Origin of the sequence: Kaistella jeonii (assembly GCF_000812865.1) — a bacterium.
GTDB classification, from domain to species: Bacteria; Bacteroidota; Bacteroidia; order Flavobacteriales; family Weeksellaceae; genus Kaistella; species Kaistella jeonii.
Genome location: NZ_JSYL01000002.1, coordinates 692915 through 707743 on the forward strand (window position 1 = coordinate 692915; position 14829 = coordinate 707743).

General features: G+C 35.4%; 15 protein-coding genes. 5 read left to right on the top strand and 10 right to left on the bottom strand.

Annotation, left to right across the window (positions count from 1 at the left end; all coding sequences use genetic code 11):
- Positions 1 to 53: 53 nt before the first annotated feature.
- Complete coding sequence (locus OA86_RS05865) at positions 54 to 308, bottom strand: FeoA family protein (RefSeq protein ID WP_039350107.1); 255 nt, start codon at positions 306 to 308, stop codon at positions 54 to 56.
- Positions 309 to 452: 144 nt separating this feature from the next.
- Positions 453 to 1349, bottom strand: coding sequence for a GLPGLI family protein (locus OA86_RS05870; protein WP_039350110.1), 897 nt, complete (start codon positions 1347 to 1349; stop codon positions 453 to 455).
- Between the two features lie 228 nt (positions 1350 to 1577).
- On the opposite strand from OA86_RS05870, the gene OA86_RS05875 reads away from it, so the two are divergent.
- Positions 1578 to 1955 carry a DinB family protein gene (locus tag OA86_RS05875; protein ID WP_246008027.1) on the top strand — a complete coding sequence of 126 codons (378 nt, stop codon included), beginning with the start codon at positions 1578 to 1580 and terminating at the stop codon, positions 1953 to 1955.
- A 51-nt stretch (positions 1956 to 2006) separates the two neighbouring features.
- On the opposite strand, the gene OA86_RS05880 is transcribed toward OA86_RS05875, so the two are convergent.
- Positions 2007 to 4712, bottom strand: a complete 2706-nt coding sequence (locus OA86_RS05880) for a Plug and carboxypeptidase regulatory-like domain-containing protein (RefSeq protein WP_039350113.1) — start codon at positions 4710 to 4712, stop codon at positions 2007 to 2009.
- Between the two features lie 167 nt (positions 4713 to 4879).
- Here OA86_RS05880 and OA86_RS05885 point away from each other — a divergent pair, with 167 nt between their 5' ends.
- Positions 4880 to 5761, top strand: coding sequence for a cupin-like domain-containing protein (locus OA86_RS05885; protein WP_039350116.1), 882 nt, complete (start codon positions 4880 to 4882; stop codon positions 5759 to 5761).
- 43 nt (positions 5762 to 5804) lie between these two features.
- On the opposite strand, the gene OA86_RS05890 is transcribed toward OA86_RS05885, so the two are convergent.
- Positions 5805 to 6194 (bottom strand): DoxX family protein, encoded by a 390-nt coding sequence (locus OA86_RS05890; protein ID WP_039350119.1) that lies wholly within the window; start codon positions 6192 to 6194, stop codon positions 5805 to 5807.
- Positions 6195 to 6229: 35 nt separating this feature from the next.
- Positions 6230 to 7927 (bottom strand): M14 family metallopeptidase, encoded by a 1698-nt coding sequence (locus OA86_RS05895; RefSeq protein WP_039350121.1) that lies wholly within the window; start codon positions 7925 to 7927, stop codon positions 6230 to 6232.
- A 138-nt stretch (positions 7928 to 8065) separates the two neighbouring features.
- Here OA86_RS05895 and OA86_RS05900 point away from each other — a divergent pair, with 138 nt between their 5' ends.
- Positions 8066 to 8605 carry a hypothetical protein gene (locus OA86_RS05900; protein WP_039350124.1) on the top strand — a complete coding sequence of 180 codons (540 nt, stop codon included), beginning with the start codon at positions 8066 to 8068 and terminating at the stop codon, positions 8603 to 8605.
- Positions 8606 to 8763: 158 nt separating this feature from the next.
- Here OA86_RS05900 and lepA read toward each other — a convergent pair whose 3' ends face one another.
- The 5 genes from lepA to OA86_RS05925 all read right to left on the bottom strand — a co-directional run bounded on the left by lepA (position 8764) and on the right by OA86_RS05925 (position 13447).
- Entirely contained in the window at positions 8764 to 10560 is a 1797-nt protein-coding gene (gene lepA / locus OA86_RS05905) for a translation elongation factor 4 (protein WP_039350126.1), read from the bottom strand.
- A gap of 105 nt (positions 10561 to 10665) precedes the next feature.
- The gene (locus tag OA86_RS05910) at positions 10666 to 11658 is read right to left on the bottom strand and encodes a hypothetical protein (RefSeq protein ID WP_039350129.1); all 993 of its coding nucleotides are present in this window, start codon (positions 11656 to 11658) and stop codon (positions 10666 to 10668) included.
- 94 nt (positions 11659 to 11752) lie between these two features.
- A complete protein-coding gene (locus OA86_RS05915) occupies positions 11753 to 12268 on the bottom strand; it encodes a hypothetical protein (protein ID WP_039350553.1) in 516 nt (171 codons plus the stop codon).
- Between the two features lie 13 nt (positions 12269 to 12281).
- The gene (locus tag OA86_RS05920; protein WP_039350131.1) at positions 12282 to 12830 is read right to left on the bottom strand and encodes a hypothetical protein; all 549 of its coding nucleotides are present in this window, start codon (positions 12828 to 12830) and stop codon (positions 12282 to 12284) included.
- 65 nt (positions 12831 to 12895) lie between these two features.
- Positions 12896 to 13447 carry an RNA polymerase sigma factor gene (locus OA86_RS05925; RefSeq protein ID WP_039350134.1) on the bottom strand — a complete coding sequence of 184 codons (552 nt, stop codon included), beginning with the start codon at positions 13445 to 13447 and terminating at the stop codon, positions 12896 to 12898.
- A 104-nt stretch (positions 13448 to 13551) separates the two neighbouring features.
- Between OA86_RS05925 and OA86_RS05930 the strand changes: the two genes are divergently transcribed.
- Positions 13552 to 14304 carry a Rossmann-like and DUF2520 domain-containing protein gene (locus OA86_RS05930; protein ID WP_039350137.1) on the top strand — a complete coding sequence of 251 codons (753 nt, stop codon included), beginning with the start codon at positions 13552 to 13554 and terminating at the stop codon, positions 14302 to 14304.
- Positions 14294 to 14812, top strand: coding sequence for a KdsC family phosphatase (locus tag OA86_RS05935; RefSeq protein ID WP_039350139.1), 519 nt, complete (start codon positions 14294 to 14296; stop codon positions 14810 to 14812). Before OA86_RS05930 ends, OA86_RS05935 begins: the two co-directional genes overlap by 11 nt.
- Positions 14813 to 14829 lie beyond the last annotated feature (17 nt).

Here is a 14829-nt window from a genome sequence, read left to right on the forward strand (position 1 = left end):
TTTGTCCTCTCCCTAAATCCCTCTCCAACAGAGAGCAACTTTTTTGGGATTATTTAAATTAATTTTTCCACAATGATGAAGCGAGCTTCTTCTTCACGAAGTGCAATTCTACTTTTTTCATCGCCAAATTCGATATAAAGAGGTCCTTTGAAGGGAGCCTGATAAAGAATTCTAAATGCTGTTTCTGGTAAAAGTCCCATTTCGATAATTTTATTAGGCATTCTGAGGTCATCGTTTTCATAACCCACAATTATTCCCGGTTTGTCTTTCGGGAAACAGCATAATTTATTAGATATATCGCTCTTCAATTCTTTAAAATTTGTGATGCAAATATAAGTTATTTAAATCTAATCTAAATAAGGAATGCCACGCAAAATGATTTAATTCATAAAAAACCCTGAAACAAATGCTGAATCAAGGTTTTAAACAATATAAAATAGGGTATTGAAAGTCTATTTCCCAGTTTTTGTAACAACCGGTGTTAATTCGATAGGATTATTATTCGAACCGTAAAAATCTTTGAGCATTTTTTCCTGTTGTTTCACCATGTCACCAATCGTAGTTTCGCTTCCCGGCATTTTTTGGGTCATCATTTCGGGTTTTAACATAGGTCTCACTGAAGCAAATGGATCTTTTTTATATTCAGTAAAGGTTTTATTGAATTTCTCCCGACTTACCTCCTGAACTTTTCCGCCACTTCCACCTGGAGAAACTGTTTCGATATAAGTTGTTTCGCTGTAATTAGGCACTTTTTTATTTCCTTTCAGCTCCCAGGAGTAATTTTTACCTTCGTCCTCGATTTTAACGATTAAACCAGGAAGTCCGTGAAATTTGTACGGTCCATCCTGAAAAGGAATATCTGAAGTAAACCATGCATTCCATTTTCTACCACCAAATTCGGTAGTTGCTTTCTGGGTATTGTAGGTTCCGATTTTTGCTTTTTCGTTCGTAATTTTCCAGTCAAATTTAGTGTCATCGTTGTAGCCAATATTCAAGGGAGTGAATCCGCTAGAAATTCTTTCTACATACTGAACTTTCATGTCTGGGTACGATTTATATATTTTCTCCGAAAATTTCGGCATCGTAATGCTTTTCGAAAGATCTTTGAAAACTCCGGCTTTCTGCATTTGCTCAACCTGAATTTTTAAGGTAGAATCCTGTGCAACCAAGGTATAATCGCGGTAAAGAGATTTGTCTTTGGTGATGTCTAAAATCATCATCACTTTGTCCACTTTTACCGAATCTTTTTTCGGTTTAAAGGTTAATTCATAAAAGAATCTATTAGCGGTTTCCTGTGCATTTAAAGCAAAAAAAGCCGTGAATAAAAAGAGGGTGAAAATCTTTTTCATTGTTTAATATTTTCTTATTAGTAATCGAATTAAAATGTTTGTTACAATATTTTACATTTTTTTTCAGATTAAATACATTTGTGTTCTTATCTTTATAAAAACAAATAGTATGGAAAGTTTACAAAATCTAAAAAAAGAATTTAGTGACGAATACAGAGCAACCAAGAAGTTTTTCGAAGTTTATCCTGAAGGAAAAATGAATATGCACCGCACGAAAAAAGCATGAAAATGATGCTTCTCGCCACTCACATTGCAGAGATTTTCGGTTGGGCAGCAATTATGTTAGAAACTGAAAAACTCGATTTTGCAGCAGGAGATTATATGCCCACAATTCTTAACACCAAAGCTGAACTTCAACGGAAGCTGGAAGATGACTACCAAAAAAATAAAGAAACGCTGGAAAAAACTACAGAGAAAGATCTTTATGGAAGATGGACCATGAACATGGGCGAAACTGTCTTGATGGATTTTAATAAATATGAAGCACTTCGTCATGCGCTGAATCAAATTACCCATCACAGAGTTCAACTGGGAGTTTATTATCGTTTAAATGACATTCCACTTCCTGGAAGTTACGGCCCAAGTGCAGACGCTGTAAATTTTTAGCGCAAAATTTACCTGCATTTATACCACGGGATTTTTTGGATTATTTTGAAATTATTTGAAATTAAATTTAACCGTGAACATCACTTGGCTCGGACGCAATTGCATTCTCGTAAAATCCGTCGAAGTTGCGCTGGTTGCAAATCTTTCAAACACTTTTCGGTTTGCAATATTCAGCCATTTCAGTTCGAAATCGATTTTCTTTTTTGACCAGGTGTATTGGTAAGACAAATCGTAGAAAGCGTTGCGGTAACTCGTTAAATTACTTCCGGAGTTAATTTGATCCCAGTTAAAACCGATCGTATGATTCGCCAAAGGATAAAAATAAGTACTTAAATTATGATTGAAGCCTGAGTTTTTAGAATCATTCAGTTTACTCGTTTGGTGACTCCAGTTAAAGGATAAATTATAATCAATGCTCATCCAGGAGAAAAAAGTATTGTTAAACTTAAATCCGGCGGTTTGAGAATTTACTTTGTTCAAAAAGAAATACTGCACATTATTCTGATCAGTCGTCAAAGCATCTGCTTTTGAAATCGTATTATTAAAACTCAGTGAAGCATTTGTTTTAAAGGATGGGAAATATTTACCAATTTCTGCGCCCATTGAATTCGAATTACTTTGATTATCCTTCTCGATAAAATTTGTCAGAATAAAACCTGCTCCATTATTGATGGAATTTCCGATGATATTTCTATTCGTTTTACTGTAGCGGTAAGTCACATTGAAAAATAAATTATTCAGCGGATTTCTATATTCTAATTTTGAGCCTACCGATTTAGACAGCGTTTCCGGAATTGGATTATTCGCTGACATTGCAGAAGGAGAAGTTGGTGAGGAAAATATGTAACCTGCGTAAGTGTCTTTCGTATCACCAAAATTATAATTCAGATTTGCACTTGCACTCGCTTTCCAGAAAGAAGCAAAAGAATACTGCGTATAAAGTGTAGGTTCGAAGGTAAGCTTATTTATTTTTTTGGAAACATTTCTTTCCGGATCATCTGCTTTAATGTTATTGAAATTAAAAGGCAACTGAGAATACAATAACCAGGCATCTCCTTTGTAATTGATCCCCAATGAAGCGTAAGGAACGGCATTCGTAAATTTCAAATCATTTTCATAATCCTTTCCATAAGCAGAAATAACATTATTTGTAATGGTTGAAAACTGGCTGTTTAACTGATCGGTTGAAAAATTAAATCCCACTTCCGGCGTGAAAGTCCATTTTTTTGCAGAAAATCCTACGCTTGCTGAATGATTAATTTCTAAAGATTTAATTCTGAGATTCTGAGTCACCGCATCGGTATTTTCAAAAAGGAAATGTCCGGAATTCGTCAAATCATTAAACTTCAAATAAGAAGAAGGGGAAATCTGCAAAGTTTGTTTGTCGTTTTGATAACTCACGTAAGACATTAAATTCACCAGTTTTTCTTTCCAGGGAATAATGGTACTCAGGGAATTCTGAAACGATGAAGTCGGAGATTCTATCGCTTCTGCTCCGTTTCTGTTTCCATAAATATCATTTCTGATTACGTCTGCGCGATCAGCATTCCAGAATTGGGAGAAAGTTGTTACGTTTTTGAAAAATCCTTTCTTCGCATTTTTGGTAAAAATGACTTCACCTTTTGCTTTATCGGTGTAGAATTTATTGGCGATATTGGTTAAATATTGTGCGCCGTTATTCAGGAAACTCGTCGTTTGGGAGTAAGATTCCCGCGAAACCGCATTGTTCGTGAAACTCGCATTGGCTTTCAGTTCCCACTCTTTACTTTTAAAAGGATTGGTTAAAAGATTTGCAGAAAAATAATGCACATTGTTCATCAGATATCTTTTTTCGGGAAGATTTGGCGTGGTCGCATTTTCAACATTGAGCCAGTCGTTTTGGGAAACATTCCCTCGTCGTCCTTCAAATCTATTTCCAAAGGAGAGAATATTTCCTTCTTTTTCTACGGTGTCGCCGTTATTATTGGTTTTATAATTAATGACCCACTGATTTTTCTGTCCGAAAAACATCGGAGTCAATTTGACATTCCAAAGCCACGGTTCTCCAAAACCAGTTCCTACTTCGCCACGACCGGTCATGGTTACGCTATTTTTCAATTTTACATTAATGGCGGCATTTTCCGATGGAACTTTATCCTGAAGAATTTTTACGGGTTGATGATTTTCCATCACTTCCACTTTTTGTACCGCATCTTTCGGCAACGAATTATTGATGGTTCCATAACCACCTTCCATCAAATCTTTTCCGTTGACATAAAATTTATTGATGGGTTCTCCCTGATAAAGAATACTTCCATCTGCGTTAACATCGATACCCGGAATTTTCTTTAAAACATCAGCTAAAGTTCGGTCGGCTTTACTTTCAAAAGCTTTTAAATCATAAGAAATGGTATCGCCTTTTTTGGTGATCATTTTGGTTTTCAGCTTAACTTCTTTAATTTCAGTCGCGTCAGATTCCATATTAAAATTCAATGTTTGGGTCTGATTTTTAATCGATTGGAAAAGTGGTTTTTGATTAAAGGCTTTTATCTTCAGATCAACGTTTGAATCAGCTGACGTAAAAGTGACTTTATATTCTCCTTTCGAATTCGAAATAGAAAATGCCATAATCGCATCTTTTCCCTGTTCTTCAATCGTTACACTTGCACTGGGAATTCCGTGTCCATCGGCATCGGTGATTTTTCCGGTGACCACCGTTTGGGCATGAGAAATAAATGCAAACAAGAAGGTGACGATCAAAGTAGAAAGATGTTTCATGAAGTCTTTTTAAAATTAGTATTCTATTTAGAATTATTGTTACAGGTTTACTTAAGATGGTCTAAAAGCTTTTACGTTAAAACACAGAAAGGAATTGATAAAAACTATTATTTTTTTAGCCGTTAAAAATACTTTTACTTAATTTTGCGACTTAACATTTACGTAACATGGGACTTCACTTATCACCGATCGAGGTTATAGAAGACATTTCGAAAGAAGATTTTCGGGAAAAATATTTGCTGCCTCGCAAACCTGTCATCCTTCGAAATATGGCAAAAAATTGGCCTGCTTACCAGAAATGGACCATGGATTACATGAAGGAAGTCGTGGGAGACGTCGAAGTTCCGCTTTATGATTCTTCGAAAGCTGATCCTTCCGCACCGATCAACTCTTCTGCTGCAAAAATGAAATTCAGCGATTATATCGATTTAATTAAAAGTACGCCTACAGATTTGCGTATATTTCTTTTCGATCCCATTAAATCTGCACCAAAGCTTTTAGAAGATTATATTTCTCCGAAAGAATTGATGGGCGGTTTTTTAGATAAATATCCTGCAATGTTTTTCGGTGGAAAAGGTTCTCAAACCTTCATCCATTTTGATATTGATATGCCGCATATTTTCCACACTCATTTTAGTGGTCACAAACACGTGCTTTTATTTGATTATAAATGGAAAGAGCGTCTTTATAAACTTCCTTTTGCGACGTATGCTTTGGAAGATTATGATATTTCGAATCCTGATTTCGAAAAGTTTCCGGCTTTAGATGGTGTTGAAGGAATTGAATGTATTTTGGAACACGGTGACACTTTATTTATGCCGACCGGTTGGTGGCATTATATGAGATATTTAGACGGTAGTTTTTCGATATCGCAAAGAGCTTGGGATGAATCTTTGGCTGTAAAAGCACACTCTCTCTGGAATCTCGTCGTTCAAAGAAATTTCGACAATTTCATGAAAGGGAAATTCAAAAGTAAATATATGGACTGGAAGGAGAGGAAAGCAGTCGAACGCGCCAATTATGCTTTGAAAAAAGGTTTACCAAAATAAAAAAAACGCTTTTAGATATTTATTCTAAAAGCGTTTTTCTTGCCTATTTCTTTAACTTCTTTAAAGCGTCGGTAGAATAAAGCGCAACAAAAATCAGCACGGGTTGAAACAATAAGCGAATCAATCTTTTGGTATCGGTATCTAAACCAAATCCGTCGCGGTGATCGATGTATTGAGCAATGTTTCCCGGGAAAACCAAAACGAAAAATAAGGCAAGAATTAATCCTACCATTTTCTTTTGTTTTGTCAGAAAAATCATGGCCAATCCAAGTGCAATTTCTACAGCTCCAGAAGCTAAAACCACGAAATCTTTCGAAAGTGGAATCCAGTCGGGAACCTGTGCCTGAAAAGTTTCACGTGCGTAAGTAAGGTGACCGATTCCTGCCAAAAGCATGAATGCACCCAAAGCTATTCTTAAAAGAGTTTTGATCATCGTTAGATATTTTTTATTTAGAAGAACATTTTAATTTACAAAATCCTGAAAATCGGATACGTTCCGACACTGCCTTCCGAATATTCTGAATGTTTATAAACCCAGTCCAATTGTGCTTTTCCATCTTTTGCAAAATCGGGATTTATAACTTTTTCCATTTCAAAAGCGGTTCTTAAAACCTGATTTTTTTTCAATAAATTTGCGGCAGTATCTTCGAAAACGTAATCGGAGTAATATTCTTTTTGTCCCAAAATTCCGTCAAAGAAATTCCAGTTAAAGAAGGAGTCGACCGCTTCGGGTTCTAAAGTTTCGAGTAAATATTTTACGCCGTATTGTTTGGTGGGAACCAAAAGATCTCCTGCGCTGAATTTGATATTTTTCGATTCTGAAACTGTTTTTGTGTCGTAATGCAGGTAATGACCTTCGTACGGATTTTTAACCGTTTTATAATCTGAAATTTTATACTGCTGTACCAAAATTGTAGAATCCTTCCGAATAATTTTACCTGCAATATTGTTCCGTTTTAAATACTCCAGAACTTTATGTTCCGATTTTGGAATAATGTAATAGGACGGAATTACAATTTCTTTGGTGGGAATGTAAGTGTTGTAATATTTTATTTTTCGGGTGAATGGCTTCGTTTTGTCATAGAAAAGTCTCGGCTTTCCGGAAACTTCACTTGTTTTTTTCTCGGCTTCGTATCCTTTAAAATCGATCATTTTAAATTGAGTACTATCCACTTTCCACTGGACCGGATATTTCATTTTTGGTTGATAATCCGCAAGTGTTGCTGCCATTTTATCTTTGATCTCTGTGGCATTTTTTGCAGTATAATTAATAGAGATCAACATGTTTTCGTAAGTCGTCCGAACGCGGTCTTTGTAGGGTTTCAGCATGTGTGTTTCCGCCACCGTTCCCATGGTGTTAAACAATGTGGTGTAACCGGTTGCATACCGCGGAGAATCCATAAAAGTTGGAAAACCTTCCTCGGGAGAATCGCCGTGAATATTTACATAAGGTGTGGTTAGAATGCCTTTCTTTTCTAAATTCTGTACAATCTCAGGTTGCATTTTTTCATTGAAATATTGTCCTAAATTTTTTCCCAATCGTTCTTTGTTTGTGGAAATATAGGTGAATAAATATTGATAATCTGCGCCATTGCTTACATGGTTATCAATAAAATAGATGGGTTTGAACTGCTGAAAAATCTTTTGAAAAGCAACCGAATTTTCTGTATCATTTTTTATAAAGTCGCGGTTAAGGTCATAATTGCGAATGTTGCCACGGAAACCATATTCTTCCGGACCATTTTGATTAGCGCGGCTGTATTTTCCTCTTCGCAACATTCCGGAAATATTGTAAGCCTGAATTGCCACAATTCTCAAATTATTGACCACCACTTTCCCCGTTGCTAAATCTCGCATCAACATCATGGTTGCATCAATTCCGTCTGGTTCGCCAGGATGAATCCCGTTATTAATGAGGATCGTTGGATTACTTTTGTTGACCGTGGCATTATAAATAACCACTTTTATAGGTTCACCATTATCATCGAAACCAAAAGTCACATTGGTAATACTGGGATAATCTTTGGCGAGATCGTCGTAAAATTTCACCATTTCTGCGTAAGTGGTGGTTTGGTTTCCGTTGCCTTTTTCGAAAGGGGTTTGCGGTTTGGTTTGGGAGAAAATAAATATTGATGATAAAAGGAAGAGGCTGGTTATGAATTTCATTTCTTAAATTTATTCGAAAGTACAAAAAACATTATCTTTAAAAAAATTAAGTAAATTAAGTTTTAAACTTTCTAAAAGGAAATTCAATTAAATAATTTTTAAAGTATTTATTTTTTTTAAATTTAATAACATCTCATTATGTTTGGTTTATTTAGTAAAAAAAAGAAGCAATTAATTGTTCATGATAAAATTTGGACAACAGATAAAGCCAAATTCGAGGCTTGTCTGGAATGGGGTAAATCTGATCCAAATATCTTATTCGTGGCTTGGTTTGAGGAAACCAGAAATAGTCTTCAACTGTATTTCCAAGAAAATAATCTCGAAAAAGAGATTTATTTAGCAGATCGCTTAGGCTTGATGCAAGAGGATAAAAACTTTATTTTTGTGGAACATCATCCTTTGCAAGCAGAAGAAGAGCGGCTGGCGACGCGTTTTGGAAAAAAAGAAATTACCGTTTTATCCTCGTTGGCAGAACCTATTTTCGAGTTATTTGGCAGCGCACGAATTATCGATCTGTTGAAAAGCATGGGAATGAAAGAAGATGAGATGATTGAACACGAGATGATCAGTAATTCGATTCTGAAAGCGCAGGAAAAAATCGCCGCAAAATCTGCCGTAAATATTTCTGCAAAATCGCAGGGAGAGTGGTTGATGAATGCTGGTATGATTAAACTGTAAAAAATAAAAAATTCCTGAACGAATTCAGGAATTTGTAATATATAAATGCTCGTGGAAGAAGCGAAAATCTACGCCCCGACTTGAACGGAGCTCTTTTTGTGCAGCAAAGCGGAACAAAAAAGCGGGAGTGGAAGGCGGAAAAAGGCGCCCAAATCATTCTAATCATTCAACTTCAACACCGCCATAAATGCGGATTGTGGAACCTCTACTCTACCGATTTGTTTCATCTTTTTCTTACCTTCTTTCTGCTTTTCCAGCAATTTACGTTTACGGGAAATATCTCCACCGTAACATTTTGCGGTAACGTCTTTTCTTAAAGCTTTGATGGTTTCACGAGCAATAACTTTCGCTCCTAAAGCGGCCTGAATTGCAATATCAAACTGTTGTCTCGGGATGAGTTCGCGCAATTTCTCACACATTCTTTTTCCAATATAAAATGCATTGCTGTCGTGAATTAGGGAAGAAAGTGCATCGACCATGTCGCCATTGATGAGAATATCCATCTTCACTAATTTAGAAGCGCGGAAACCGATCGGATGATAATCAAAAGAAGCATAACCTTTGGAAACGGATTTCAAACGGTCATAAAAATCGAAAACAACTTCTGCTAAAGGCATATTGAAAACGAGCTCTACTCTATCGGAAGTCAGATAACTTTGGTTAACAATTTCGCCGCGTTTTTCGATACACAAAGTCATTACGGGACCAACATAATCGGATTTGGTAATGATGGATGCTTTGATAAAAGGTTCTTCAACACGATCCATGGTCATTGGGTCGGTCATTTCGGACGGGTTGTTGATTAAGATCATCGTGTCCGGATCTTTTTTGGTGTAACCGTGGTAGGAAACGTTGGGAACGGTGGTGATCACGTCCATATTGAATTCGCGGTCGAGTCTTTCCTGAACAATCTCCATGTGTAGCATTCCGAGGAATCCACAACGAAATCCGAAACCAAGTGCTGCAGAACTCTCCGGTTCGAAAACCAAAGAAGCGTCATTTAAGCGAAGTTTTTCTAAAGAGAATCTTAATTCTTCGAAATCCTCTGATTCGATCGGATAAATTCCGGCAAAAACCATTGGTTTTACTTCTTCAAAACCGTCGATCGCTTCTGTTGCGCCATTTTCAAAGGTGGTGATCGTATCGCCTACTTTTACTTCGCGCGCATCTTTAATTCCCGAAATTATATAACCAACATCGCCGGTTTTAATTTCTTTTTTAGCAACTTGTTTTAGTTTTAAAGTTCCAACCTCATCGGCTTCGTACATTTTGTTGGTCGCCATGAATTTGATACGTTGTCCTTTTTTAATGCTTCCGTTGACTACTTTAAAATAAGCTTCAATTCCACGAAAAGGATTGTAAACGGAGTCAAAAATCAAGGCTTGAAGGGGACCATCTTCATTTCCAACAGGAGCTGGAATTCTGTTCACGATATGTTCTAACAATTCGTGAACACCTTCTCCGGTTTTTCCGGAAACGCGCAAAACGTCTTCATAATCGCAGCCGATCAAATTCATAATTTCATCGGTAACTTCTTCCGGATTTGCAGAGGGAAGATCAATTTTATTAAGAATTGGAATGATGGTCAGATCATTTTCTAAAGCCAAGTATAAATTGCTTATCGTTTGAGCCTGAATACTTTGTGCGGCATCTACAATAAGAAGCGCACCTTCGCAAGCCGCGATTGAACGAGAAACTTCATAAGAGAAATCTACGTGTCCTGGAGTATCAATTAAATTAAGAATATATTTTTCTCCATTCAATTCATAATCCATTTGAATGGCGTGAGATTTAATGGTGATGCCACGTTCTTTCTCAATATCCATATCATCTAAAGTCTGAGACTGAAGTTCTCTGGCTGTAACCGTATTCGTATATTCTAAAAGTCGGTCGGCCAAAGTAGATTTACCGTGGTCTATATGTGCAATAATGCAGAAATTTCTTATGTTCTTCATTCAAATTTTGATAGTTTGCAAAGATAATGAAAAGAGAAACAATTCCTTCTCCTAATTTTATTAATGAAGAAATTTAATTTTGAATGCTTTATAAAGTGTTCCGTTTTATTTTTCAAAGACGTAATCACCTGTCAGAGCATCTACGTATACATTATAAAAACCACTGTCACTGCGATTTTTTCTGCTTTGCGAATCAATCATCAAACTGATAGCAACACCTGCCAATCCACCAACAAGCCCTGCTCCTATAATCATCGTACCATTATTTTTTGGAATTAATTCTTCTTTATTGGTAATTAAATACAGTCCTTTTTCATCTTTAAAAATCTCTAAATATCCCACCGGAGTTACTTTGTAAGGGATCCCATTATCGACAAAAGCATACAAGTCATTATTTAGTACTTGTAAGTTTTCATTATTTTTTATTCTCACAATTTCCTGTTTTTTATTTTTCACTACATGATAATTAACGACAGGTTTTTGTGACCGGAAGCTTTCATAATCGTCATAAACACCTTCTCTTAGTGGATTCGTGTTGAGGATTGGTAGCGTTTTAGACAAGTATAAATCGTAATTAGAAAGTTCCGTTTCTGGTATACCTATACTTATGGGTAGTTTGCCATAAGTTTCTTTAATAAAATCTGCGAGAGTTCGGCTGATCTGATCGGAAATAGTCTTCGGCGTAGAACTTTGAATAAATGATTGGGAATTCTGGTATCGATCGATGAAGTAAAATTTACCATTTGCCTTCATGAAACTGCTAATTTTCATTGTAAATATCGGAATACCCTTATCAGAATTTTGAATTTTTAAATTTTCGAGTATGATATTGATGTCTTTTTTTCCAGTCGTTTTCTTGTTATGGCTTGAAAACCAATTTTCAAAAGCAGATTTAGCATTGTCTGATTCGAAAATCATCTCCACAGGTTTGCTATGATAAATAACAGTTCCTATATTCCGATCAGTCCTGATATCAATCAGAGTAAGCGATTTTACTTGGTTTTTTCGGTCTTTAATATTTGAGGTTAGTTCAATAACTTTCGAATTCTGAGCTGCAATGAAATTTGAAAGAAATATAAATAATAAAAGGTTTTTCATTTTTATAATTTTGGATAGGAATATACTATAATTTTTTAAAAGAGCGACCTCTACAAAAACTTGCAGAGGTCGCTCAAACATTAAAAATAAACTATTATGGTCTTCTACGCTGCGAACTCGGATTTCCTTGTCCGTCTTCTTTTTTTTCTATTATTTTGTTTCGCATCTTTCCTTCTGTGTGATACATTTGAAGAACTTGCTGCGGTTTTATTACTTTCAAAAACTTTTCAGAATACATTTTCCGGTTGTCCAAAAGTTGCTGACCAACTTCAAAACTCTCGTTGAGCTGTTTCTTTGCCTCATCATCACTCATATTTTCGTAATCGCTACCAGATTTGAATTTACTTTTAATCAAATTTTGCTTTTCCTGATATTCAGAATACAAAGTTTTAAAATCACCCTGTGTGTTTTGCGGAACAGCCAGTGTTGAAACCATCATGTTTTCGCGAAATTCCTGCAAAACCGATTTTCTTTCCTGCGGACTCATCTTCTGAATGATCTGCTTCCTTTGGTCTGGTTTCATCTTTTTCCAATCGTATTTCTGTGCTTGAGCAAAACTGTTTTGTGAGGTTAAAAACAGTGTGACCAGCAAAAATAAAATCTTTTTCATGTTTGTTTTATTTTTAATTGTACAAATCCAGATAAACATCCTGTTCAACATTTTTTCCTAAATCTGCCAAATCTGCGGAGGAAAAATTAGCAAGAATCTGATCTACCTGAACATCAGGATTCTGAACTACTGCCATTTTTTCCTGATCTCCCATTTTATTTTTATTCTGCTCTACAATTACATTTGGAGCTTTACTTTCTTTTTGATTCGTTGCGACAACATTAGTTAAATCTTGGTCTACATTTTGATCGGAAATAACAGCTTCTTTTTGAGGGCTATCACTTGGTAATGACACATTTGCAACAGTGGTTCCATCGTTCACAATTTGTTTTGTTGCAGCTATAACTTCAGTATCTGTATTTTTCTGATTGACGAAAAAGGTCACTCCAAAAAGTAAAGCAATTGATGCAGCTGCAGAATAAGCCCAGTTCATCTTAATAATTTTCGCCTCTTTTTTAGGAGCGGTTTCTGCGAGAACTTTCATCTGCATTTCCTCGAAAAAACGATCAGGAACTCTGTAAACGTTTTGACGTTCTAATTTTTCTATATCTAAATTTTTCATCTGTCAATTTTTATTTCCTTTAATGGTCATCTGCAATCATGCAATTTTATTAGAGAAAAAATATTTTATTCGGTGTAATTTAATTTTATATAATCTTCCACTTTCTGTTTGGCGTAATGGTAATTGGTTTTCAAAGTTCCAACGGACATGTCCACAATTTTAGAAATTTCTTCATACGGCAGATCTTCGTAATATCTCAAAGTAAAAACCAGTTTCTGCTTTTCCGGTAATGATTGAATGGCTTTCTGTAACAAGATCTGAATTTCATCGGCATCTGCGGTAACATTTTCTGCAACTAAATTCTGAAGGTGATATTCTGAACCTTCATCACTTTTTTGCATTTTTTTCATCTTATTGAGCTGTTGCAAAGCTTCATTGGTAGCAATTCTATATAACCACGTATAAAGTTGACTGTCTTGCTTAAACTGATGAAAATTCTGATACGCTTTGATAAACGTGTCTTGTAAAACGTCTTGCGCCAGATCGTGATCAACAATTAATCTCCTGATATGCCAATATAACCTACTCTGATAAGCATCCATCATCGAACGAACTCCTTTTTCACGGGTTTTCTCGCTCGACATCAACTCGATAATTTCGGTTTCATTAATCTTCATTGCGATGCTTTCGTTGTTTTGATGGTAAATTTAATTAAAAGTTAAATAAGTATTTCAATATTGAGTCCAAACCAAAATAATTATCTTTGTTTATATTTAATTTAATGAAGATCGTTATTCTAGGTTCCGGAAATGTAGCTTATCATCTCGCTAAAGCTTTCAAGGAAAAAAATATTGCTGTTTCCCAAATTTTCGGCAGGAACGAAAATGACTTGAAGGAAATTTCAGAAAAATTCAATATTCCTTTTTCTACTACTGAATTGTTAGATGCAGATTTCTATCTGATTGCGGTAAATGATGATGCAGTCGCAACAATTTCAAAACAAATTACGAAAGAAAATTGCGTGGTCGCCCATACTTCCGGTTCTTTACCAAAAGAAATTTTGGAAGGTAAATTTAGAAAAGCAAGTTTTTATCCTTTACAAACTTTTTCCAAATCGAAAGAATTGAAATATTCAGAAATTCCTTTTTTTGTAGAAGCTGAAAATGAAAATGATTTAAAAACGCTCGAAAATCTGGCTTCGAAAATTTCTGAAAATGTAATGAAAAGCGATTATGAAAAAAGAAAATATATTCATCTTACTGCAGTTTTTGCCTGCAACTTTGTGAATCATCTTTTTGCCCGTGCGAAAGAAATTTCAGATTCTCAGCAAATTCCATTTCAATACTTTTTGCCTTTAATCAAAGAAACTACTTCGAAGATCAATACAATAGATCCTAAATTAGCGCAAACTGGACCAGCAATAAGAAATGATGAAAAAATCTTACAACTTCATGAAGCTTTAATTAACGACGAGGAACATCTCAAAATCTACAAAGTAATGAACGAATCAATAAAAAAAATGTATGAGTTATAAAACGAAACTTAAAAATATAAAAGCCTTTGTATTCGATGTTGACGGCGTTTTTACCGATGGCAGCATTTACCTTTTACCTGGTGGAAATATGTGCAGAGTCATGAATGTTTTAGACGGCTATGCAGTGGTAAAAGCAATTAAAAATAATTATATCATTGGGGTAATTACAGGCGGAAATGATGAAGAAGTTCGACACAGAATCAACTATTTAGGAATTAAAGATTACTACGCCAAATCGTCCAACAAACAAATAGATTTTGAGGATTTTAAGTCGAAATATAATTTAAAAAACGAGGAGATCTTAACAATGGGTGATGATCTTTCGGATATGAGAATTATGAAAGTGTCGGGAATTTCAGCATGTCCCAAAAATGCAGTTCAAGAAGTAAAAGAGATTTCAGAATATATTTCTCCGATTGAAGGTGGAAAAGGCGCAGTTCGTGACGTTATCGAACAGGTTATGAAAATTCAGGGAAACTGGATTGAAGATAATACTCAAAGTGTTTAATGTTTAAAGTAACAATC

Excerpts from the sequence above, each read along its gene's own strand:
- lepA (WP_039350126.1), bottom strand. The coding sequence starts at position 10,560 with ATGAAGAACATAAGAAATTTCTGCATTATTGCACATATAGACCACGGT.
- OA86_RS05920 (WP_039350131.1), bottom strand. The coding sequence starts at position 12,830 with ATGAAAAATTTAGATATAGAAAAATTAGAACGTCAAAACGTTTACAGA.
- OA86_RS05925 (WP_039350134.1), bottom strand. The coding sequence starts at position 13,447 with ATGAAGATTAATGAAACCGAAATTATCGAGTTGATGTCGAGCGAGAAA.
- OA86_RS05895 (WP_039350121.1), bottom strand. The coding sequence starts at position 7,927 with ATGAAATTCATAACCAGCCTCTTCCTTTTATCATCAATATTTATTTTC.
- OA86_RS05900 (WP_039350124.1), top strand. The coding sequence starts at position 8,066 with ATGTTTGGTTTATTTAGTAAAAAAAAGAAGCAATTAATTGTTCATGAT.
- OA86_RS05935 (WP_039350139.1), top strand. The coding sequence starts at position 14,294 with ATGAGTTATAAAACGAAACTTAAAAATATAAAAGCCTTTGTATTCGAT.
- OA86_RS05915 (WP_039350553.1), bottom strand. The coding sequence starts at position 12,268 with ATGAAAAAGATTTTATTTTTGCTGGTCACACTGTTTTTAACCTCACAA.
- OA86_RS05890 (WP_039350119.1), bottom strand. The coding sequence starts at position 6,194 with ATGATCAAAACTCTTTTAAGAATAGCTTTGGGTGCATTCATGCTTTTG.
- OA86_RS05870 (WP_039350110.1), bottom strand. The coding sequence starts at position 1,349 with ATGAAAAAGATTTTCACCCTCTTTTTATTCACGGCTTTTTTTGCTTTA.
- OA86_RS05910 (WP_039350129.1), bottom strand. The coding sequence starts at position 11,658 with ATGAAAAACCTTTTATTATTTATATTTCTTTCAAATTTCATTGCAGCT.
- OA86_RS05885 (WP_039350116.1), top strand. The coding sequence starts at position 4,880 with ATGGGACTTCACTTATCACCGATCGAGGTTATAGAAGACATTTCGAAA.
- OA86_RS05875 (WP_246008027.1), top strand. The coding sequence starts at position 1,578 with ATGATGCTTCTCGCCACTCACATTGCAGAGATTTTCGGTTGGGCAGCA.
- OA86_RS05930 (WP_039350137.1), top strand. The coding sequence starts at position 13,552 with ATGAAGATCGTTATTCTAGGTTCCGGAAATGTAGCTTATCATCTCGCT.
- OA86_RS05880 (WP_039350113.1), bottom strand. The coding sequence starts at position 4,712 with ATGAAACATCTTTCTACTTTGATCGTCACCTTCTTGTTTGCATTTATT.